This is a genomic window from Kitasatospora sp. NPDC101235, from assembly GCF_044767505.1.
Classification (GTDB): domain Bacteria; phylum Actinomycetota; class Actinomycetes; order Streptomycetales; family Streptomycetaceae; genus Kitasatospora.
The window spans coordinates 426,664-448,391 of sequence record NZ_JBIWNZ010000002.1 but is presented as its reverse complement, the minus strand read 5'-3'; the positions used below and the strand labels follow the sequence as shown (position 1 = coordinate 448,391).

Genomic DNA, 21,728 nt, shown 5'->3' with positions numbered 1-21,728 from the left:
CAGCCTGCGCTGCGCCGTGGATCAGAGCGCCGAGAGCTCCTCGACCAGGTCGTCCAGCCCCAGCGAGCCCTGCGAGAGCGCCGCCATGTGCCAGGCCTTGGGGTCGAACTCCTCGCCGCGCGCCTCGTGCGCCGCCTTCGCCGCCGCCCGTCCGCGCAGCCAGGCGCGCTCACCGAGCTTGTAGCCGATCGCCTGACCGGGCAGGCCCAGGTAGCGGACCAGCTCGCTGTCCAGGAAGTCGGCGGACAGGCCGCAGTACCGGCCGAAGAACTCCCGGGCGTACTCGGGGCTGACCGGCTCGCCCGGCCGGTACGGGGAGTCCGCCGGGAAGTCCAGGCCCACGTGCATGCCGATGTCGACGATGACCCGCAGCGCCCGCATCATCTGCGCGTTGAGGTAACCCAGCCGGTGGCCCGGGTCGGTGAGGTAGCCGAGCTCGTCCATCAGGCGCTCGGCGTACAGCGCCCAGCCCTCCAGGTTGGCGCTCACCCCGCCGAGGCTCACCTGGTAGGTGGAGAGCCGGTCGGCGACGTAGTTCCACTGCGCGAGCTGGAGGTGGTGGCCCGGGACGCCCTCGTGGTACCAGGTGGAGACCAGGTCCCAGACCGGGAAGCGCTCCCGGCCGAGCAGCGGCAGCCAGGTCCGCCCGGGACGGCTGAAGTCCAGCGAGGGCGCGGTGTAGTACGGCGCGGCGGCGCTGCCGGCCGGGGCGATCTTCGACTCGACCCGGGTGACCGGCTCGGCCAGGTCGAAGTGGGTGCCCTGGAGGTCCCGGACGGCCTGGTCCATCAGGCCCTGGAGGTACTCCCGGGCGGCCTCGGCGCCCTCGATGGCCGGGCCGTCGGACTCCAGCCACTGCATCGCCGCCAGCGGGTCCGCACCCGGCAGGACCTTCTCGGCCTCGGCCTCCATCTGCGCCAGCAGGTCGTGGAACTCGCTCCAGGCCCAGGCGTAGGCCTCCTCCAGGTCCAGGTCGGCGCCGGTCCAGTAGCGCACCCAGCGGACGTAGCGCTCCCGGCCCGCGGTGTCCGAGGCGCCGGCCGCGGCCGGGCCGTACACGTCGCGCAGCCAGTCGCGCAGCTCGGCCAGCGCCTCGGCGGCGGCCACCGCGTGCTCCGACAGCTCGGGGCGCAGGCCCTCCGGCGCACTCTGGACGAACTGCCCGAACCATGCACCGGGCACCCGCTCGTCGGCGGGCGCGTCCTCGCCCAGCCACTCGGCGAACTGCCCGAGCACCGTGGCCACCTGGCGCGGGCCGGACAGCAGGCCGCGCTCGATGCCCTCGGTCAGCGTCTGCCGGTACTGCGCGAACGCCACCGGAACCTTCGCCAGGCGGCGCCCGATCACCTGCCACTCGGCCTCGGTGTCGGTGCCCATCAGGGTGAAGGACTCCCGCAGGTCGTGCACCGGGGAGCCGAGGTTGCGCAGCGAACGGAAGCTCTCCCCCGCCTCGTGGACGGCGAGTTCGGCGGTCAGCCGCTCGCGCAGCAACCGGGCGCAGCGGCGCTCCGCCTCGTCCTCGGCGGCGCCGGCCCGCTCGGCCTCGTCGAGCTTCGCCAGGGTGCGGCGGGCGAGGTCGGCAATGGCCTCGGGACCGGCCGGGGAGAGGTCGGGCAGCCGGTCGTCATCGAGGTTGAGGCCGAGGTACACCGCGGTGAGCGGGTCGAGCTCGGCCAGTTCGCGGACATGGTCGTCGGCGATGCGGCGCGGGGTGGTGCCGTCGGCGGTGATCAGTTCTTCACGCATTCGGACATCATTGCGTGGCACGGCAGCTTTGCAACCCCTTTGCGACCAGGGTTCGCCTGCGAAAATCCGTTCGGCGCGACAGGATCCGATCCGTCCGGCGCCCATTACGCTGGCCGCCATGGAAGCCCGCCCCATCCCGGCAGCCGGTCAGGCACCCGTTCCGGCCGCACCCGAGCTGCGTCCGCGCCGCACCGGCTACCGGCGGCTGCCGGTCCAGCAGCGGCGCGAGCAGCTGATCGCGGTCGCCCTGGAGCTGTTCGCCTCCCGGCCGCCCGAAGAGGTGAGCCTGGACGACGTCGCGGAGGCCGCCGGGGCCTCCCGCCCGCTGGTGTACCGCTACTTCGCGGGCGGAAAGCAGCAGTTGTACGAGGCCGCGCTGCGCACCGCGGCGGACGAGCTGACCAGCCGCTTCGCGGTGCCGGTGAGCGGAAGGCCGTCCGAGCAGCTGTCGGCGGTGCTGGACGGCTACTTCGCCTTCGTGGCCGAGCACGACGCGGGCTACTCGGCGCTGCTGCGCGGCGGTTCGGTGGTGGAGACGGCCCGCACCTCGGCGATCGTGGACGACGTCCGGCGGGCGGCGCTGCGGCGGACGCTGCGCCACCTGGGCGTGCGGGAGGCCGGGCCACGGCTGACGCTGCTGGTGCGCTCGTGGATCGCGGTGGTCGAGGGCGCGTCGCTGAGCTGGCTGGACGAGGGGCGCACGCTGCCGGTGGCGGAGCTGCGCGACTGGCTGGTGGACCAGTTCACCGCGATGGCGGCGGCGACGGCGCTGCACGACCCGCAGACGGCCGAGGTGCTGGCGGGGGTGCTCGCGCTGGAGGGGCCACGGCCGGAGCGGGCGGAGCGGCTGCGGGCGGTACTGGGCGGCGCTTCGTAACGGCGCGCTTCGCAACCCCTGCGCCTCGTGACGGCCTGCCTCGTGACGGCTTGCCTCGTGATGGCGCTTCGTGGCGGCCCTCCCGACCCCCGTGCCAAGGGTCGGGGCGGCCCGCGCCGTTACGCCTTGCCGAGCACCTGGCGCTGGCGGCCGAGCCCGTCGATCTCGATCTCGACCACGTCCCCCGGGGCGAGGAACGGCGTGCCGGGGCGGCCCAGGGTGACCCCGGCGGGAGTGCCGGTGATGATCACGTCGCCGGGCTCCAGCACCATGAACCAGCTCGCGTAGCGGACCAGTTCGAGCACCGGGAAGATCATCCCGGCGGTGCTGCCGTGCTGCCGCTGCTCGCCGTTGACCCAGAGCCGCAGGGTCAGCGCCTGCGGGTCGGCCACCTCGTCGGCGGTGACCAGCCAGGGCCCGAGCGGGGTGAAGGTCTCCGCCGACTTGCCCTTGTCCCACTGGCCGCCGCGCTCGAACTGGAAGGCCCGCTCGGTGACGTCGTTGGCGATCGTGTACCCGGCGATCACCCCGGCCGCCTCGGCGTGCGAGTCCAGGTAGCGGGCGGTGCGGCCGATCACGATCGCCAGCTCGGCCTCGTAGTCGGTCTTCTCGCCGCCGCGCGGCACCAGCACCTCGTCGTACGGGCCGACCACGGTGGAGCTCGGCTTGAGGAAGATCACCGGCTCGGCCGGGATCGCGGCCCCGGCCTCGGCCGCGTGGTCGCGGTAGTTGAGCCCGATGCCGACCACCTTGCCCGGCCGGGCCACCGGTGCGCCCACCCGCAGGCCGTCGAGGTCCACCACCGGCAGGACGCCGGCGGCCGCGTCCCGGGCCAGCGCCGCCGGGTCCAGCCCGGCCAGGAAGGCCCCGTCGAGGTCGCGGGCGCGCCCCGAGAGGTCGTACGCGGTGCCGTTCTCGCCCAGGACGACCGGGCGCTCGGCGCCCGGGGGTCCGACGCGCAGGAGCTTCATCGATCCGTCACCAGCCTTTCGTCGCAGCTCACCGGGGCGGCGCGAACACCGCACCCGAGTCCGGCAACGAGGTATACCAACGCGCCGGGCGGCGGACCAGAGCGTCCCGACGGGCGAAATCCTCCCGGTTCCCGCTCCGGCCGCGGCACCGGCTCGGCGGCACGCACGGTTGACACCCGGCGGGCGTCCGGCGTACGGGCGGCGGTGCCCGGGCCCGTCCCGCTCCGCCGGCGGCGAACGCGGGAGTGCCGCGGCGGCCCGGCGCGCAGGATGCGGGCATGGAGATCACCCGGGTACGCGACGAATTGCACATGATCAGCCTGGAGTTCGGCACCGCCTACCTCTGGCGGGACGCGCACGGCCTCACCCTGGTCGACACCGGCATCGCCGGCTCGGCGGACGCGATCGAGCAGGGCATCCGCGCCACCGGGCAGGAGCCGGCCGCGCTGCGCCGGATCGTGCTCACCCACCACCACGAGGACCACACCGGCTCGGCCGCCCTGCTCGCCCGGCGGCACTGCGCCCAGGTGGTGGCGCACCGGCTGGAGGCACCGGTGATCCGACGCGAGCAGCCGCCGGTGCCGCCGGTGCTGAGCCCGTTCGAGCAGCAGCTGTGGGACGGCCTGCCGCCGATCCCGCCCGCCGATCCCTGCCCGGTGCACCGGGAGGTCGAGGACGGCGACGTGCTGGACATCGGCGGCGGCGCGGTGGTGGTGCACGTGCCCGGGCACACCGACGGCAGCATCGCGTTGCACCTGCCCGGGCCGGGCGTGCTGTTCACCGGGGATCTGGCGGCCAACGTCGGGGGCCGGACCACCCCGGGGGTGTTCCACACCGACCCGGCCCTGGCACTCGCCTCCTTCCACCGGCTGGCCGCGCTGCCGGTGGAGACGGCGGTGTTCGGGCACGGCGACGCGATCGCGACGGACGCCTCAGCCGCCCTGCGCGCCGCCGCCGAGCAGCACCCCCAGGCTTAGCGTCCGCGGCCGGCCCGGGCCGAGCCGGGCGACCTCCTGCCGGCAGTGCGCGAGGTCGCGCTGCGCGTCCGCCCGGGCCTCCGGGGTGGTGCCGGGCGCCTGGGCCAGCTCGTCCAACAGGGCGACGGCGGCGCCGGGGCTGCCGTCCCGGGCCAGCCAGAGGGCCAGGTCGTGGCAGGTGCGCAGGGTGCGGGGGTCGTCCGGGCCGCAGATCCGGGCGAGGTCGGGGACGAGTGCGGTGAGGATCTCCACCGCCTCCGCCACCTCACCGGCCTCGCCGTACCGCCAGGCCCGGTCGGCCCGGCGGCGCAGCTGCTCCGGGCTGGGGTCGTCCGGGCGCAGCATCCCGGGCCGGACGGCGCGCAGCCGCTCCAGCACCTCGGCGGCGCCGGCCGGCCGCTGTTCGGGACGCTTGGCGAGCAGCTCGGCGACCAGCCCGGCCAGCGCCGGGTCCTTGCTGCGCACCCGGGACGGGACCTCCTCCAGGTGCTTGTACATGTACTCGGCGGCCGAGGCGGCGCGGAACGGGCGCGCGCCGGTGCAGACCTCGTACAGCATGACGCCGAGCGCGTAGAGATCGGCCCGGCCGTCCACCGCGCCGCCGGACCAGCACTCGGGCGCCAGGTACGGGACGGTGCCGACCACGTTGCCGGTGGAGGTGAGCCGGACGGTCTGGGTGACCAGTCGGGCGATGCCGAAGTCCAGGACCTTGGCCCGCTCGCCCTCGTCCTCCTTCGTGATCATCACGTTCTCGGGCTTGATGTCCCGGTGGACGATCCCCGAGCGGTGCGCGGCGTCCAGCGCCTTGCACACGTGCCGCATCCAGCGCAGCGCCTGCTTGTGGTCCGGCCGGCTGTCCTTGAGCACCTCGGACAGCGCCCGGCCGCGGACCAGCTCCATCACCAGGTACGGGATCTTCCCGGAGCCGGCCTCGGTCCACCCGTAGTCGTACACGGTCACGATGTGCGGATTGTTGAGGCCGCCGGCCGTCCGGGCCTCGCGGACGAACCGGCTGACCGCCTCCCGGTCGGTGGCGTGCTCGGCGAGCAGCACCTTGACCGCGACCTCCCGGTTCATGGTCGTGTCGGTCGCCCGCCAGACGACGCCGAAGCCGCCCCGGCCCAGCCTCTGTTCCAGCCGGAAGCGACCGCCGAGCACCTCGCCCTTCTCCATGCGCATCCCCCAACTCGACCGCGCCCGCTCGGCGTTCGCCGTCGGAGGGGTCACCATAGCGGCGGCCGGGGACGAACGGGTGAACGACCCCGGCCGGCCCTTCCTACGGCTTGGGCCCGGGCAGCCCGGGCGGGTTGTTCTCGGAGCTCGGCACGGCCTCGTCGTCCAGGCCCCAGCGCTTGAGCACCTGCCCGTACGTGCCGTTCCTGATCACCTCGCCGATCGCCCCGTCCAGCGCCTTGACCAGCGCAGGGACATGGCGGAACTCCTGCCCGGTGAAGGGGACCCGGCGGAACTGACGGGAAGGGCGGGTCAGAGGACCTTGGCCAGGAAGGCCCGGGTGCGCTCGTGCCGCGGCCGGTCCAGGACCTCGGCGGGCGGGCCCTGCTCGACCACCACACCGCCGTCCATGAAGACCACGGTGTCGGCGACCTCGCGGGCGAAGCCGATCTCGTGGGTGACGACGATCATCGTGGTGCCGCCGCGGGCCAGGTCCCTGATGACGTCCAGCACCTCGCCGACCAGCTCCGGGTCGAGCGCCGAGGTGGGCTCGTCGAACAGCAACACCTTCGGCTCCAGTGCCAGCGCCCGGGCGATCGCCACCCGCTGCTGCTGCCCGCCGGACAGCTGCCGGGGGTAGGCGGCGGCCTTGTCGGCCAGTCCGACCCGCTCCAGCAGCGCCAGCGCCGCCGCCCTGGCCTCGGCCCTGGGCCGGCGCAGCGCGGCGACCGGCGCCTCGACCAGGTTCTCCAGCACGGTGAGGTGCGGGAACAGGTTGAAGTTCTGGAACACGAAGCCGATGCCGGTGCGCTGGCGCAGCACCTCGCGCTCCTTGAGCTCGTACAGCCGGTCGCCGGAGCGGCGGTAGCCGATCAGCTCGCCGTCGATCGCGACGTGGCCGCGGTCCAGCTTCTCCAGGTGGTTGATCGCGCGCAGCAGGGTGGACTTCCCGGAGCCGGACGGGCCGAGCACCACGGTCACCGAGCCGGCCGGGACGTCCAGGTCGACCCCGCGCAGCACCTCCAGCCGGCCGAAGCTCTTGTGCAGGCCGCGGACCTGCACCATCGGGGCGGCCGGGGCCGGATCCGCCGGGTTCGGGGCGGGCTTCGTCAGGGTGGTCACGACTGTCCTCCGGAGGTACGGGCGGCGGTGGGCCTGGTGCGGTCCGGCAGGCTCCGGGCGAAGGCCCGGACGCGCTGCCACGGGGTGGGCGGCGGGGTGCGCTCGGCGCCGCGGGCGAAGTGGCGCTCGACGCAGCACTGGCCGATCGAGAGCAGGGTGGTCAGCACCACGTACCAGACGGTGGCGACCACCAGCAGCGGCACCACCCGGCCAGTGCGGCCGTAGATGACCTGGGATGCCGAGCACGGCGGCGGCCTCCCGCCGGCCGGCGTCCACCGCGATGATGCCGCCGCGGATGATCCGGCGGCCCAGCGCCAGGGGTGCCGGGCGGGGACGGTCCGCAGGCCGTCCAGTTCGCCGAGGTCCAGGGCGGCCGGGGCCGGCCGGCGGGCGGGGGCCGCGGGGGTCCCGGTGGTGACGGTCATCGGGGGTCTCCTCGGAGGGGCCGGCGCTCAGCCGTGCTCGGGCGGGCTGATCTGCGACTCCTTGATCGCCGAATCGGCGACCCCCCACTTGTGCAGGATCCGCTGGTACGTCCCGTCCTTGATCAGCTGGTTGACCGCCGCCTGGAAGGCCGGGGCCAGCTTGGAGCCCTTCTTCAGGGCGAAGCCGACGTCGAGGCGGTGGAACTCCCCGAGGAAGCGGGTCCCGGAGGCCTCCTGCGCGGACTGGTGGCGCAGGCCGTTGATGGTGGACATCTCCACGTCCACCCGGCCCTGCTGGAGGCTGGTCAGCAGCGCACCGCTCTCGCTGAACGCCCTGACCTCGTACGGCTTCTTCCCGGCGTCGGCGCAGACGTTCCTGCGGCTGTTGAGGGTGGTCTCGAAGGTGGTGCCGGCGGTGGTGCCGACGGTCAGCCCGCACAGCTGGAGCAGGTCGGTGACCGGCTGGATCGCGGTGTTGTCCTTCTTCACCGCGAAGCCCTGGCCGTCGTCGATGTAGGTGACGAAGTCGATGGTCTTCAGCCGGGCCGTGGTGACCCCGAAGTTGCCGGTGCCGACGTCGTACTTCCCGCTGTCCAGCGAGGGCAGGATGGTCTCGAAGGCGGCCTCCTCGCGCTGCACGGTCAGGCCGAGCAGCCTGGCGACCGCGTCCGCGAAGTCCACGTCGATCCCGGCGGGCTTCTTGCCGGCCTGGTCGGCGTAGAACGCGCTGGGCGGCGCGCCGAAGGCCGAGCCGAACTTCAGCGTGCCGGCCCTGCGGACCTCCTCGGGCAGCAGCGCGGCCGCGGCCTCGGACTTCGCGAGGCCGGAGACGAGGTCCTCGGTGGCGGTGGCGGCCGGACCGCCCGCCCCCGCCGCGCTCGCGATCTTCGGGTCCGAGCCGCAGGCGGCCACGGCCAGGACCGGCAGCAGGGCGGTGGTCGCGAGCAGGCGGCGGGCGGTGCTGGTTCTCACGGGGGGCCTTTCAGGAGGTCGGAGCCAGAACGGTCAACTGCCCTTCTCCGGCTGGCAGTTGCTTCTCAAAGGGGAGCGGGCCGATGGTCATCGGGTCGGCCGGGCGATCGAGATCAGCCGCCGGGAGCCCACGTTCTCGGGTGCGGTCTCCGAACCGTCGCCGGTGGCGGCGATGCCGAGGAATTCGACGGGCATGGCGGAACCTTTCGGATGGGCGGAAGTCCGGTGGGCTGCGGGTGGGCAGGCCGGGGGCGGCCGCGGCGGGGCGGCCGTCGAACAGGTGACGGTGAAGGGGTGACGGAGGGACTGCCGAGCGCAGGAGGGGCCGGAGCGAAGGAGGGGCCGGGGCTAAGAAGGGCCGGAGCGCAGTGCGAAGTCATCGGCGGCAGCGAAGGCCTGGCGCATCGCCGGTGGTCGGCGACGGGTCCGGGCCGCGACGGGGCGGACCGAGGGAGGGCCCCCGACGGGAGATCAGGCCGGACGGACGGCCCGCTGCCGGATCAGCCGCGACACGCCGCGGACCACACCCGACCGAAGTCGATGTGGTCGCGGCTGACCAGGGGCTGCTCGGCGTACATGGCCTCAAGTTGAGCAGTCGGTCGATCGGTCCGTCAACCATCCATCATTGCCGCACTGTTGCGATCTCCTGTCGCTTTTCCGACGCGCGTCGACCGAGCCCTCCCGCGCCCCGATCACCCTTGACAGCCGTCGATCGCGCATGCGTACGATCGAAGCGGAGTGCAGTGCAATGCGCCGGCCGTGTTGAGGGACACGGGCCGCGCCCGCGTACGTGACCACCGCCGTACCCCTCCCCGCCCGCACTCCGCCCAGGAGCCGCCGCCATGGCCACCCCGCAGGACGTCCTGCCCGCCCCCTCCGCACTCGACCTCCCCGCCGCGCCGCCCACCCCCGAGGCCCGGATCGTCGCCCGCCGCAAGCCCGGCCAGTGGGCCGCCGCCGCCGTCGCCCTGCTGCTGGCCGCGATGGCGGTCAACTCGGTGATCCGCAACAAGGCCTTCCAGTGGAGCGTGGTCGCCGACTGGTTCACCGCCCGGTCCGTACTCGACGGACTCACCCTGACCCTCTGGCTGACCGCCGTCACCCTCGCCCTCGGCTTCGTGCTCGGCACCCTCCTCGCCACCATGCGGCTGTCCGGCAACCCGGTGCTGCGCACGCTGAGCTGGGGCTACATCTGGGTGTTCCGCTCCACCCCGCCACTGGTGCAGCTGCTGTTCTTCTTCAACATCGGCGCGCTCTACCCGACCCTCGGCCTCGGCATCCCGTTCGGCCCCGAGTTCGTCACCGTCAGGACCGTCAACCTGATGGGCCCCACCCTGACCGCCGTCATCGGCCTCACCCTGCTGGAGACCGCGTACGCCGCCGAGGTGATCCGCGGCGGCATCCTCTCCGTGGACCGCGGCCAGCTGGAGGCGGCCTCCGCGCTCGGGCTCGGCCGGTGGCGGGTGCTGCGCCGGATCGTGGTGCCGCAGGCGATGCGGGCGATCGTGCCGACCGCCGGAAACATGCTGATCGGCGCACTCAAGGGCACCAGCATCGTCAGCGTGCTGGCCGTCTCCGACCTGCTCTACTCGGTGCAGCTGGTCTACCTCCAGTCCTACCAGGTCATCCCGATGCTGATGGTCGCCACCATCTGGTACCTGGTGGTCACCACCCTGCTGTCCATCGGCCAGTACTACGTGGAGCGGCACTTCGCCAAGGGCGCCACCCGTGACGGCCTGCCGCCCACCCCGCTGCAGCGCGCCCGCGCGGCCGTGGCCAGGGTGGTGCGGGCATGAGCGAGCGAAGCATGGGGGTCCCCCCGGCCGAAGGCTGGGGGAGAGTCATCAAGAGGTGCGGCTGGGCGCATGCCCCTGCCGAACGCAGCGAGGTGGGCGCATGACGGCCCTCGTCATCGTCGGCGCCGGCCCGCGCGCCACCGGCCTGCTGGAGCGGATCGCCGCCAACGCCGCCGAACTGCTGCCCGCCGACCGGCCGTTGGCGATCCACCTGGTCGACCCGTACCCGCCGGGTGCGGGCCGGATCTGGCGCCACGACCAGTCCCCGCTGCTGCGGATGAACTCGATGGCCGAGGACGTCACCATGTTCACCGACGAGCGCTCCACCCTCGAAGGGCCGGTCCGCCCCGGTCCTTCGCTCGCCGAATGGGCCCTGCGACAGGAGGAGTTCTCGCCCTACCGGGAGGTCGCCGACCCGGCCGTCCGGGCCGAGCTGCGCACCCTCGCACCCACCGACTTCCCCACCCGGCGGGCCCAGAGCGCCTACCTGGACTGGGTGTTCCGCCGCGCCGTCGCCGAGCTGCCGACGCACATCGAGGTCACCGTCCACCGGGACACCGCCCGGCGGATCGAAGGACCGGCCGACGGCCCGCAGACCGTCCACCTCGCCGACCGGACGCTCACCGCCGACCACGTCGTGCTCACCCTCGGCCATCTCGACTCCGTCCCGCACCCGCGCTTCGCCGCCGACGCCGAGTTCGCCGCCCGGCACGGCCGCTTCCACCTCCCGCCCGCCTACTCCGCCGACGTGGCCGCCGAGCTGGCCGGCCTCGCCCCCGGCGAACAGGTGGTGCTGCGCGGCCTCGGCCTCGCCTCGGTGGACCTGGTCGCCCTGCTCACCGAGGGCCGCGGCGGCCGCTTCGAGCCCACCGGCGAAGGGCCCGCGCTGCGCTACCTCCCCTCCGGCCGCGAGCCGGTGCTCCACCTCGGCTCCCGGCGCGGCGTCCCGTACCACTCCAAGACCGGCTACCGCCTCCAGGGGCCGCCCGCCCCGCTCCCCCGGTACTTCGACGAGGCCGCCGTGGACGCCGTGCTCGCCACCGGCGGACAGCTCGAACTCCGCCGCGACTTCTGGCCGTTGATGGCCAAGGAGATCGGCTTCGGGCACTACCACGAGCTGTTCCACGCCCACCCCGGACGCACCGCCCTGCCCTGGCCGGAGTTCCTCTCCCGCTACGACCGGCACGGCTGGTACACCCCCGAACTCGCCGCCCTGATCGCCGAGGCCGTCCCCGACCCGGCCGACCGGATCGACTTCGAACGGCTCGACCACCCGCTGGCCGGGCTCGAACTCGGCACCGACGAGGAGCTCCAGGCGCACCTGCGCGCGCACGTCACCGCCGACGCCGACCGCCGCGCCGACCCCGCGCACAGCGCCGACCTCGGCGCCTTCCTCGCCCTGCTCTCGCTGTTCGGCCAGCTCCCCCGGCTGACGGCGAGCGGCCGGCTCACCGCCCGCTCGATCGCCGAGGAGGTGGACGAGTGGTTCTTCGGCTACTTCAGCTTCCTCGCCTCCGGCCCGCCCGGCTTCCGGCTGCGCCAGCTGCTCGCCCTCTCCGAGGCCGGGGTGGTGCGCTTCCTCGGTGCGGACGTGCGGATCGAACGGGACGAGGCGAGCGGCACCTGGCGGGCCTCCGGCGCCACCCTGCCCGGCCACCACGTCACCGCGACGGCGCTGGTCGAGGCGTACCTGCCCAAGCACGCGCTGGCCCGCACCCTGGACCCGGTGCTGCGCGAGCTGCACCGCACCGGACGGATCGTCGAGGAGGTGGTCACCGACCCGGACTACACCCACCGCTCCGGCCTGGTCACCATCACCCCCGCCGACAGCCGGCTGCTCGACCCGGCCCTCGGCGGCGCCCCGCACCCGCGCCGTACCGCCCTCGGCCCGCACACCAGCCTGCGCGCGGCCGCCGCCTTCGCCCGCCCCCGCACCGACGCCCCGGGCTTCCGGCAGAACGACGCCGCCGCCCGCGCCCTGCTCCGGGCCCTGGCCGCACTCCCGGCGGCCACGGCGCTGGCGGCGTGAGCGGCCCGAGCGGCGGGCGCACGCCACTCAGGCCGAAGGACCGAAGATCTCCTCCACCAGGTCCTCGTCCGAGACGTAGCCCGGTGCGGCGGCCACCCGCTGCCCGACGCCCTTGACGCCGGTCCGGCGCTCCAGCGCCCGGGCCGGTTCCGCGACGGACCCGCCGGCGCGCGCGGCGGCCCGGATCCGCCGGATCAGCTCCTGCGCCTCGCCCCGGCCGATCCGCCGTCGCAACACCCGGACGGCCCGGTTCACCCGGTGGTGCCGGGCCCCCTCCCGGTACTCCGCCAGGTCGGCGGCGGCCCGCAGGCCGCGCTCGTCCTGCGGGCCGAGCACCTCGACCAGCACGGGCAGCAGGCCGTTCAGCTCCAGCGCGGCTCCCTGGAAGTCGCCCCGCCGGGCCCGGCACACCGCGAGGTCGTGCCGGGCCTGGAGGACGGGCACCGCGCGCGGGCCCCAGACGCCCTTCAGCGCGGGCAGCAGCTCGGTCAGCAGGCGGATCGCGGTGACCGTCTCGCCGCTGTCCCGGACCTGCCGGGCCAGTTCACAGCGCACCTTCAGGAGCTCGGGGTCGGTCGCTCCGAGGAGCGTGCGCAGGTCCTCGGCCAGGTCCAGCAGCACCTGGGCGGCCTGCGCCGGTTCGCCGGCCCGGCCGAGGCACCCGGCGAGGTCCTGCCGGGCGGCGACGACCTCCGGGTCGCCCGCCCCGAGCGCCCGCACGGCGGCGTCGACCGCCGACCGGAGCGGCTGCACCGCCTCCGCGGCGGGGTTCTCCTGCTGCGCGGCCCGCAGGCCCTCCCGCAGCCGGCCCCGGACGACGGCCTCGTCCTCGACGGGCGGCACGTGCCGGGCGGACGGCGGGGGTTCGGGATACACCAACGCGGCCCGCCCCACCGGCCGCAGCCTCGGCTGCCCCGGCTGCCGGGACCGGCCGCGCCGCTGCGGCCGGACCGGCCGCAGCGGCGGGGTGCCCGCGGGCCGGCCCGGTTCGGTCCGGGCAGCGGTGGGCGGTGCCGGAGGCCGGTCCCGTCCCTCCGCCAGGTCCGAGAGCCACTGCGCGACCGTCCGGGCGTCGGCCGGCCGGTCCTGCGGGTCCTTCGCCAGCAGCCGGGCGACCAGGGCCGGCAGGTGCTGCGGCAGCCCGTACTTCGCCGGGTCGAGCTCGGGGGGTGGCTCGTTGAGGTGCTGGTACATCAGCACCGGCGTCGAGTCCCCGCCGAACGGCCGCTTCCTGGTGAGGAGTTCGACCAGCACGCAGCCGAACGCGTAGAGGTCGGCCCGGCCGTCCACCCGGTCGCCGGTCCAGCGCTCGGGCGCCATGTACGGCGGACTGCCGATGACCGTGCCGACGGTGGTCAGCCCGCTCGCGCCGGTGTCCAGCTGGGCGATGCCGAAGTCCAGCACCTTCAGCTGCCCGGCGTCGGTGATCATCACGTTGTCCGGCTTGATGTCCCGGTGCACCACACCCGCGTCGTGCGCCGCCGCCAGCGCCTCACAGATCTGCCGCCCCCAGCGCAGGCTCACCCGCGGTTCCGGCCGCCCGTCCCGCAGCACCTCGGTCAGGGTGCGGCCGGTGAGCAGCTCCATCACCAGGAAGGTGACCTGCTGGTCGTCGAACTCGCTGTGGCCGAGGTCGTGCACCGTGACGATGTGCGGGTGCGACAGGTTGCCCGCCGCGGATGCCTCCCGGGCGAACCGCAGCGCCGCCTTCGCCCGGTCGCCGTCGTCGTGCCGGATGACCTTGACCGCCACCGGCCGGTGCATCCGGGTGTCCAGGGCCCGCCACACCACCCCGAAGCCGCCCTGCCCCAGCTTCTCCTCGAACTCGTACCGGCCGTCCAGGACGTCCCCGACTCGCACGCGCCCCCCTCCCCTTCCAACCCCGTCGGCACCGCCCGGACTCCACCGGCTCAGGCTCCGAAGATCTCCTCCACCAGGTCCTCGTCCGACACGTGGTCCGGCGCGTCGAACACCGCGTCCGCGACGCCCTTCAGGCCGATCCCCCGGTCCAGCGCGTCCATGCAGGCCCGGGCCTCCCCGTCGGTGGCGAAGTCCCACACCCGCAGCCGCCGCACCAGCACCAGCGCCTCCATCGGGCTCATCCGCGGTGTCCGGCGGCGCTGCCCCGCTCCCTTGCGGCCGGCCTGGGCCAGCCGCTGCTGGTAGCCGGCCAGGTCCTGCCAGGCCTGCACGGTGCTCGGGTGGTGCTCGCCCAGCACCCGGGCGAGGTCCGGCAACAGCCCGCGCAGCTGGATCACCGCCCCCTGCTGGTCGCCCCGGTTGGCGTGGTACAGCGCGAGGTCGTGCCGGGCCTTCAGGACCCGGGGGTCGTACGGGCCCCAGGCGGCGTGCAGGTCGGGCAGCAGTTCGTTCATCAGCCGGATCGTGGTGACCGGCGCACCGCTCTCGCCGATGCACCAGACCAGGTGGTAGCGGGCGCCGAGGGTGTCCGGGTCGATCGGGCCGAGCATCGACCGCATGTCGCCCACGAGGGCGGTCAGCAGCCGGATCGCGCCGTTCAGGTCCCCGGTCCGGCTGAGGTACCAGGCGAAGTCCCGCCAGGTGCACAGGGTGTCCCGGTCGCTCGCGCCGAGCACGGTCACGCACTCCTGGGCGAGGGCCTGCAGGAGCATCGCCGACTCACCGGCCGTCGCCGCCCGGTACGCGGCCGACCGCCGCTCGCGCAGCCCGGCCCGTACGGCCTCGGCCGGCGGCGCGGCCGTCACCGGGGGCGTGGTCAGCGGCGACAGCACCGACGCGGCGGCGGGCGGCACGGCGGGCGCGGGGACCACCGGCGGAGCGCTCGGCGGCGGCGGCACCACCGGCGCCGGGCGCTCCACCACCGTGGGCACCGGCGCCGCCGCGGCCGCCTGGCCGCCCTGCCACCCGGCCGGCGCGGCGAGCCGCCGCTCGACCGTACGGGCGTCGGCCGGCCGGTCCGCCGGATCCTTGGCCAGCAGCTCCGCGACCAGCCCGGCCACCTGCGGCGGCAGCCCGAACTGCGCCGGGTCCAGCGGCGCGGGTGCCTCGTTGAGGTGCTGGTACATCAGCACCGGCGTCGAGTCCCCGCCGAACGGCCGCGCCCCGGTGAAGAGTTCGACCAGCACGCAGCCCAGCGCGTAGAGGTCGGCCCGGCCGTCCACCCGGCCGCCGGTCCACCGCTCCGGCGCCATGTACGCCGGGCTGCCGACGATCGTCCCGGTGGTGGTCAGCCCGCCCGCGCCGGTGTCCAGCTGCGCGATGCCGAAGTCCAGCACCTTCAGCTGCCCGGCGTCGGTGATCATCACGTTGTCCGGCTTGATGTCCCGGTGCACCACGCCCGCGTCGTGCGCCGCCGCCAGCGCGCCGCTGATCTGCCGCCCCCAGCGCAGGCTCTGCTCCGGCTCCGGCAGGCCGTCCCGCAGCACCTCGGTCAGGGTGCGGCCGGTGAGCAGTTCCATCACCAGGTAGGTGACCTCCTGGCCACCGAGCTCGCACTGCCCGAGGTCGTGCACCGTGACGATGTGCGGGTGCGAGAGGTTGCCGGCCGCACCGGCCTCCCGGACGAACCGCAGCGCGGCCTTCGCCCGGTCGCCGCCGTGGTGACCGATGACCTTGACCGCCACCGGCCGCCCCATCCGGGTGTCCCGGGCCCGCCACACCACCCCGAACCCGCCCTGTCCGAGCTTCTCCACCAGCTCGTACCGGCCGTCCAGGACGTCCCCGACTCGCACGCGCCCCTCCCCTCCCTCCCGCCATGACGCCCAGACTCTACCGACGGCCCTCCCCCGACACGGCCAGGGCCTGCCTCCGGGACGTTCGCGGACCCCGCGGGGCTCCACGGGACAGGCCCCGGGTGCAAGGATGGGCCGTCGGCCCCGCGACGGTGCGGCGGCTCGGACCAGCAGAGCCCGACCCGAGGAGAGCGGCCATGGCCAAGCAGGCCCCGCAGAGCGACCCGGTGCAGGACGCCCCCGAGGTGTCCGCGCCCCAGCACGCGGCCGCCGGGCTGCCCGCCGTCGGCCACAGTCTGCGGATGGCCGCCGAGCAGATGGGCGCCCGCCGCGCCCTGACCACCCTGCTCAAGCTCAACCAGCCGAACGGTTTCGACTGCCCCGGCTGCGCCTGGCCGGAGCCGGACAGGACCCACACCGCCGAGTTCTGCGAGAACGGCGCCAAGGCCGTCGCCGAGGAGGCCACCGAGCGCCGCATCCGCGCCGAGTTCTTCGCCGCCCACCCGGTCGCCGACCTGGCCGAGCGCTCCGGCTACTGGCTGGGCCAGCAGGGCCGGCTCACCCAGCCGATGCTGCTCGACGAGGGCGCCACCCACTACACGCCGGTCTCCTGGGACGACGCCTTCGCGCTGATCGCCGAGGAGCTGAAGGCCCTGGACACCCCGGACGGCGCCGCCTTCTACACCTCCGGCCGGACCAGCAACGAGGCCGCCTTCGCGTACCAGCTGTTCGCCCGCCGGCTCGGCACCAACAACCTGCCGGACTGCTCCAACCTGTGCCACGAGTCCTCCGGCTCGGCGCTCACCGAGACGCTCGGCGTCGGCAAGGGCAGCGTCGGCCTGAAGGACCTCTACCAGGCCGACCTGATCATCGTGGCCGGCCAGAACCCGGGCACCAACCACCCCCGGATGCTCTCCGCGCTGGAGCGCGCCAAGCGGGCCGGCGCCACCATCGTCAGCGTCAACCCGCTGCCGGAGGCGGGCCTGGAGCGGTTCAAGAACCCGCAGCACGCGCGCGGCCTGGTCGGCAACGGCACCAAGCTGACCGATCTCTTCCTGCAGATCCGCCTCGGCGGCGACCTCGCCCTGTTCCGCGCGCTGAACCGGATCGTCCTGGAGCACGACGGCGTCGACCGCGCCTTCGTCGCCGAACACTGCCACGGCTTCGAGGAGTTCGAGGCCCAGGCGCGGAAGACCGACCGCGACGAGGTGCTCGCCGCGACCGGCCTGCCCTGGGAGCAGATCGAGGAGCTCGGCCGGCTGGTGCTGGACTCGAAGAAGATCATCGTCTGCTGGGCGATGGGCCTCACCCAGCACAAGCACGCCGTGCCGACCATCCGCGAGGTGGTCAACTTCCTGCTGCTGCGCGGCAACGTCGGCCGCCCCGGCGCCGGGGTCTGCCCGGTGCGCGGACACAGCAACGTCCAGGGCGACCGGACGATGGGCATCTTCGAGCGCCCCACCGCCGCCTTCCTGGACGCACTGGGCGGGGAGTTCGGCTTCGAGCCGCCGCGCGAGCACGGCCTCGACGCGGTGGACACCATTCGCGCGATGCGCGACGGCAAGGTCGGGGTCTTCTTCGCGATGGGCGGCAACTTCGTCGCGGCCACCCCGGACACCGAGGTCACCGAGGCCGCGATGCGCCGCTGCCGGCTGACCGTCCACGTCTCCACCAAGCTCAACCGCTCGCACGTGGTCACCGGCGCCCGCGCCCTGATCCTGCCGACCCTGGGCCGCACCGACCGGGACGTCACCACGCGCGGCGCCCAGTTCGTCAGCGTCGAGGACTCGATGGGCCAGGTGCACGCCTCCCGCGGCGGCCTGCGCCCGCCGGCGCCCGGCCTGCTCTCCGAGACCGCGATCGTCTGCCGGCTCGCCCGCACCGTACTCGGACCGCAGGACACCGTGCCGTGGGAGGACTTCGCCGTCGACTACGACACCCTGCGGGACCGGATCGCCCGCGTCGTCCCGGGCTTCGAGGACTACAACGAGAAGGTCCGCCGCCCCGGCGGCTTCACCCTGCCGCACGGCCCCCGGGACTCCCGCACCTTCCCGACCGCGACCGGCAAGGCCAACTTCTCCGTCAACCCGCTGACCGCCCCCGAGGTCCCGCCGGGCCGGCTGCTGCTCCAGACCCTGCGCTCGCACGACCAGTACAACACCACCGTCTACGGCCTCGACGACCGCTACCGCGGCATCAAGGGCGGCCGCCGGGTGGTCCTGGTCAACCCCGCCGACGCCGACGAACTCGGGCTCGTCGACGGCCGGTACGTCGACCTGGTCAGCGAGTGGAGCGACGGCGTGGAGCGCCGCGCCCCGCACTTCCGGGTCGTCCACTACCCCGTCGCCCGCGGTGGCGCGGCGGCCTACTACCCCGAGACCAACGTCCTGGTGCCGCTCGACTCCACCGCCGACATCAGCAACACCCCCACCTCCAAGGCCGTCGTGATCCGCTTCGCCCCCGACAGCGGCGAGTAGCCGCCCGGGGCGCGCCCGGCCGGCCGCCCGGCCCCGACAGCGCGGAGGCCGCCCCACGTCACCGGACGTGGGGCGGCCTCCTCATGGCCTCATCAGTGCGTCGGCGTGCCGAGCGACAGCGTGGCCGTGGCGCTGCCCGGGGCCGAGGCGGTCGCCGAGCCGGTACCGCTCGGGTTCCCCGTCGGGGTCCCCGTGCCGGTCGAGGTGGGCGTGCCGGTCCCGCTCGGGGTGCCCGGCGTCCCGGTCGGCGTCGGGGTCGGCGTGCCCGGCTCGGTCGGCGTCCCGGTCGGCGTCGAGGTCGGCGTGCCGCCGGACGGCGTCCCCGGGTCGGTCGGCGTGCTCGGCGTCCCGGTCGGCGTGCCCGGCACGGTCGGCGGCGTCACCGCGCCACCCGGGGCCGGCGTGGCCGGCACCTGGTTGGCCGGGCTCGGCGCGATCGGCGTGACGGAGTCCCAGCCCGTCGGGAGGTCGGGCACCTTCCAGGCGCCGCCGGCGTCGTCGGCCGCACCGGACGGGTCCGGCCGGACGGCCCCGAGGATCGGCATCGAGCCGACCGGCGAGATCTTGATGAACGCCCCGGGCCGCGGCGCCTGCACGACCAGCCCGCCGCCGATGTACATCCCGACGTGCGAGGCGTCCTGGAAGTACACCACCAGGTCGCCGGGCCGCAGCTGGTTGAGCGCCACGTGCGGCAGCTGCGCCCACTGCTCCTGGCTGGTGCGCGGGATCGGCCTGCCCGCGTGCAGCCAGGCCTGCGAGGTGAGGCCCGAGCAGTCGTAGGAGTCCGGGCCGGTGCCGCCCCACAGGTACGGCTTGCCCAGCTGCGCCAGCGCGAAGGCGATGGCCCCGCGGCCCTGCAGGGAGGGCGTGCGCTCCCCCTTGCCGAGCGCCCCGGAGGCAAGGAACGCGAGCTGCGCCTCGTCCGCCTTGGTCTTCTCCAGCTGCTCCAGCTCGGCCCGCTGGGCGCCGGTCAGCGAGGAGACCATCTGCTCGACCGCGGCGAGGTCGGCGGCCGCCTTGGCCTTGGCCGCGTCCTGCTCGGCGACCAGCGTCCGGGAGGTCGCCAGCGCCTCCTCGGTCTGCTTCTTCAACCCGTCCAGCGCGTCCCGGTCGCTCTTCAGCCTGTCCAGGAACTCCGACTGCGAGCGGCTGGCCGACGCGAGCAGCTCGGCGATGACGACCGCCTCGTACGGGTCCTTGGAGAGCAGCAGCTCGGCGTAGGCGGAGGCGGCCCCGTTGCGGTACTGCGCGGCGGCGAGCTGCGAGGCGATGTCGGTGCCCGCGTCGACCTGCTTCTGCTGGCGGTCCAGCCGGCCCTGGAGGTCGGTGAGCGAGGCCTGCTGCTCCGTCACCTTGGCGACGGCACCGTTGTACTGCTCGGTGGCGGCCTCGGCGCCCTGGTAGAGCGCGTGCAGCCGGTCGAGCATCGGGCCGAGGGTGGCCTTGGCGGCAGCGAGCGGGTCACCGCCGGCGACGGTCTGGCCGGCCCCCGGGTCGGGTGCGGCCCAGGCGGCCTGGGCGCCGGCGGGCAGTGCGAGTGCCGCGGCCGCGAGGACGGCTCCGCAGCGCAGCGCCGCCCGCACCCAGGGCCGTACGCGTGCCGTCTCCGCTCTCTGTGCCGCCCCGCCCATGGCCTGGTCCTCCCCGCCGCGCACTGCCCCTGTCCCGGCTTCCCGGATCCCGCAGATCCTCCCACGGGTTACTCGCCGGAAACAGGGCGCGTGCGGACTGGGAGGTTAATTCTCGATTGATCTGTGAGACAGCTCTCAGCAAACCGGGTCGAACCGGCATGTTCTTCGCTAGCGTCCAGTTCAGCGCGCCCCAGGTCACTCCGATGAAAGCCGATGGTCACCGGGAGTCAACCCTCGGAACCACGATTCCCGACCCAGTTCACCTTCCGTTTACCAAACAGACCTACGGTCGCGACGTCATCAACGTCCGTGCGACAACTACGACGATTGTTTGGGTATGGAACACATCTCGTTCCTGGTGGCCGTTGTGATCATCACGGCGCTCGCCTTCGACTTCACCAACGGGTTCCACGACACCGCCAACGCGGCCGCCACCGCGATCGCGACCGGAGCCCTTCGTCCGAAGGTCGCGGTCACCATCGCGGCCCTGCTCAACTTCGCGGGCGCGTTCCTGTCCGTGAAGGTCGCCACCACCATCTCCGGCGGCATCGTCAACGAGAAGGCCGGCGTCCATCCCGAGATCATCTTCGCCGCCCTGGCCGGCGCGATCCTCTGGAACCTGCTGACCTGGCTGCGCGGCCTGCCGTCCAGCTCCTCGCACGCCCTGTACGGCGGCCTGATCGGCGCCACGATCGTCGGCGTCGGCATGAACGGCGTCAACTTCGACACCGTGATCACCAAGATCCTCATCCCGGCCGTCGCCTCGCCGTTCGTCGCCGGCCTGGCCTCCTGGGGCGCCACCAAGCTGGCCTACGCGATCACCCGCAAGGGCGACACCGCGGCCACCGAGAAGGGCTTCAAGACCGGCCAGGTGTTCTCCTCCTCGCTGATCTCGCTCGCGCACGGCACCAACGACGCCCAGAAGACGATGGGCATCATCACCCTGACCCTGGTCTCGGTCGGCGCCCTGCCGCACGGCGCGCTGCCCCCCACCTGGGTGATCGTCTCCGCGGGCGGCGCGATCGCGCTCGGCACCTACATGGGCGGCTGGCGGATCATCCGCTCGATGGGCAAGGGCCTGGCGGACATCCGCCCGCCGCAGGGCTTCGCCTCCGAGTCGGCCGCCGCGACCGTCATCCTGACCTCCTCACACATGGGCTTCGGCCTCTCCACCACCCAGGTCTGCTCCGGCGGCATCATGGGCGCCGGCCTCGGCGGCCCGAAGGGCGACCTGCGCTGGAGCATGGTCCGCCGCATGGTCTACACCTGGGGCCTGACCCTGCCGGCCGCCGCCGTGGTCTCCGGCGGCGCGGCCCTGCTGGCCGAGCAGGGCAGCTGGGGCGTCGCGCTGGTCGGCGCCGTGCTGGTGGCCGGCGCGGGTGCGATGTGGCTGATCTCCCGCCGCCAGCCGGTCGGCGCGGACAACGTCAACGACGTCACTCCGGTCGAGGTCGCACCGGCCGGTACCGCGAACGCCCCCACCCCCGCCTCGACCACGGTCGCGGCCTGAGCGCCGTCGACTGAGGAGCACTCACCATGCACATCAAGTGGAACGCCCTGGCCCAGACCGCCGGGGTCAGCTTCGGCGTCACCGTCGCCGTGGTCGCCGTCTTCGCGCTCGGCATCCTGGCGCTGTCCCGCCGCGAGGCCGCGGTGAGCGCCGCCCGTGAGGGCGAGGGCACCGGGGCCGCGGGCGGCGGCAGGCTCGCCCTGGCCGGCGCGTACGTCTGCTTCGCGCTGTGCGGCGGGGCCGTCCTCTACGGACTGTCGCTGATCGCCGGCAAGTAACCGCCGCGCGCCGCGCACAAGGACAACGGGC

General features: G+C 74.3%; 16 protein-coding genes. 7 read left to right on the top strand and 9 right to left on the bottom strand.

Annotation, left to right across the window (positions count from 1 at the left end):
• Window positions 1–21: 21 nt before the first annotated feature.
• On the bottom strand, window positions 22–1,746 hold the full coding sequence (locus tag ACIRRH_RS05405) for a DUF885 domain-containing protein (protein ID WP_403062085.1): 1,725 nt from the start codon (window positions 1,744–1,746) through the stop codon (window positions 22–24).
• Window positions 1,747–1,864: 118 nt separating this feature from the next.
• On the opposite strand from ACIRRH_RS05405, the gene ACIRRH_RS05400 reads away from it, so the two are divergent.
• Window positions 1,865–2,623, top strand: a complete 759-nt coding sequence (locus tag ACIRRH_RS05400) for a TetR/AcrR family transcriptional regulator (protein ID WP_403062082.1) — start codon at window positions 1,865–1,867, stop codon at window positions 2,621–2,623.
• A gap of 119 nt (window positions 2,624–2,742) precedes the next feature.
• On the opposite strand, the gene ACIRRH_RS05395 is transcribed toward ACIRRH_RS05400, so the two are convergent.
• Window positions 2,743–3,594 (bottom strand): fumarylacetoacetate hydrolase family protein, encoded by an 852-nt coding sequence (locus ACIRRH_RS05395; RefSeq protein ID WP_403062079.1) that lies wholly within the window; start codon window positions 3,592–3,594, stop codon window positions 2,743–2,745.
• A 278-nt stretch (window positions 3,595–3,872) separates the two neighbouring features.
• Here ACIRRH_RS05395 and ACIRRH_RS05390 point away from each other — a divergent pair, with 278 nt between their 5' ends.
• Window positions 3,873–4,571, top strand: a complete 699-nt coding sequence (locus ACIRRH_RS05390) for an MBL fold metallo-hydrolase (protein ID WP_403062076.1) — start codon at window positions 3,873–3,875, stop codon at window positions 4,569–4,571.
• Here ACIRRH_RS05390 and ACIRRH_RS05385 read toward each other — a convergent pair.
• From ACIRRH_RS05385 to ACIRRH_RS05370, 4 genes are all read right to left on the bottom strand, one after another.
• Window positions 4,527–5,750 carry a protein kinase gene (locus ACIRRH_RS05385; RefSeq protein ID WP_403062073.1) on the bottom strand — a complete coding sequence of 408 codons (1,224 nt, stop codon included), beginning with the start codon at window positions 5,748–5,750 and terminating at the stop codon, window positions 4,527–4,529. The two genes, ACIRRH_RS05390 and ACIRRH_RS05385, sit on opposite strands and share 45 nt — an antisense overlap.
• A gap of 306 nt (window positions 5,751–6,056) precedes the next feature.
• Window positions 6,057–6,809 (bottom strand): amino acid ABC transporter ATP-binding protein, encoded by a 753-nt coding sequence (locus tag ACIRRH_RS05380; protein WP_403062428.1) that lies wholly within the window; start codon window positions 6,807–6,809, stop codon window positions 6,057–6,059.
• A gap of 53 nt (window positions 6,810–6,862) precedes the next feature.
• The gene (locus tag ACIRRH_RS05375; RefSeq protein ID WP_403062070.1) at window positions 6,863–7,291 is read right to left on the bottom strand and encodes a hypothetical protein; all 429 of its coding nucleotides are present in this window, start codon (window positions 7,289–7,291) and stop codon (window positions 6,863–6,865) included.
• A 27-nt stretch (window positions 7,292–7,318) separates the two neighbouring features.
• The gene (locus tag ACIRRH_RS05370; protein ID WP_403062067.1) at window positions 7,319–8,263 is read right to left on the bottom strand and encodes an ABC transporter substrate-binding protein; all 945 of its coding nucleotides are present in this window, start codon (window positions 8,261–8,263) and stop codon (window positions 7,319–7,321) included.
• Window positions 8,264–9,105: 842 nt separating this feature from the next.
• On the opposite strand from ACIRRH_RS05370, the gene ACIRRH_RS05365 reads away from it, so the two are divergent.
• Together ACIRRH_RS05365 and ACIRRH_RS05360 are read left to right on the top strand one after the other, a co-directional pair.
• Window positions 9,106–10,059, top strand: coding sequence for an amino acid ABC transporter permease (locus ACIRRH_RS05365; RefSeq protein WP_403062064.1), 954 nt, complete (start codon window positions 9,106–9,108; stop codon window positions 10,057–10,059).
• 100 nt (window positions 10,060–10,159) lie between these two features.
• Entirely contained in the window at window positions 10,160–12,088 is a 1,929-nt protein-coding gene (locus ACIRRH_RS05360; protein WP_403062061.1) for an FAD/NAD(P)-binding protein, read from the top strand.
• Between the two features lie 27 nt (window positions 12,089–12,115).
• Here ACIRRH_RS05360 and ACIRRH_RS05355 read toward each other — a convergent pair whose 3' ends face one another.
• The gene (locus tag ACIRRH_RS05355) at window positions 12,116–13,948 is read right to left on the bottom strand and encodes a protein kinase (RefSeq protein ID WP_403062058.1); all 1,833 of its coding nucleotides are present in this window, start codon (window positions 13,946–13,948) and stop codon (window positions 12,116–12,118) included.
• Window positions 13,949–13,998: 50 nt separating this feature from the next.
• On the bottom strand, window positions 13,999–15,801 hold the full coding sequence (locus ACIRRH_RS05350; RefSeq protein ID WP_403062055.1) for a protein kinase: 1,803 nt from the start codon (window positions 15,799–15,801) through the stop codon (window positions 13,999–14,001).
• 197 nt (window positions 15,802–15,998) lie between these two features.
• Here ACIRRH_RS05350 and ACIRRH_RS05345 point away from each other — a divergent pair, with 197 nt between their 5' ends.
• On the top strand, window positions 15,999–18,278 hold the full coding sequence (locus ACIRRH_RS05345; RefSeq protein WP_403062053.1) for an FdhF/YdeP family oxidoreductase: 2,280 nt from the start codon (window positions 15,999–16,001) through the stop codon (window positions 18,276–18,278).
• A 92-nt stretch (window positions 18,279–18,370) separates the two neighbouring features.
• On the opposite strand, the gene ACIRRH_RS05340 is transcribed toward ACIRRH_RS05345, so the two are convergent.
• On the bottom strand, window positions 18,371–19,909 hold the full coding sequence (locus ACIRRH_RS05340) for a C40 family peptidase (protein ID WP_403062050.1): 1,539 nt from the start codon (window positions 19,907–19,909) through the stop codon (window positions 18,371–18,373).
• A 337-nt stretch (window positions 19,910–20,246) separates the two neighbouring features.
• Between ACIRRH_RS05340 and ACIRRH_RS05335 the strand changes: the two genes are divergently transcribed.
• Together ACIRRH_RS05335 and ACIRRH_RS05330 are read left to right on the top strand one after the other, a co-directional pair.
• Window positions 20,247–21,419: an anion permease gene (locus ACIRRH_RS05335; RefSeq protein ID WP_403062048.1), complete on the top strand. Its 1,173-nt coding sequence runs from the start codon at window positions 20,247–20,249 to the stop codon at window positions 21,417–21,419.
• Between the two features lie 26 nt (window positions 21,420–21,445).
• A complete protein-coding gene (locus tag ACIRRH_RS05330) occupies window positions 21,446–21,697 on the top strand; it encodes a hypothetical protein (RefSeq protein WP_403062045.1) in 252 nt (83 codons plus the stop codon).
• Window positions 21,698–21,728 lie beyond the last annotated feature (31 nt).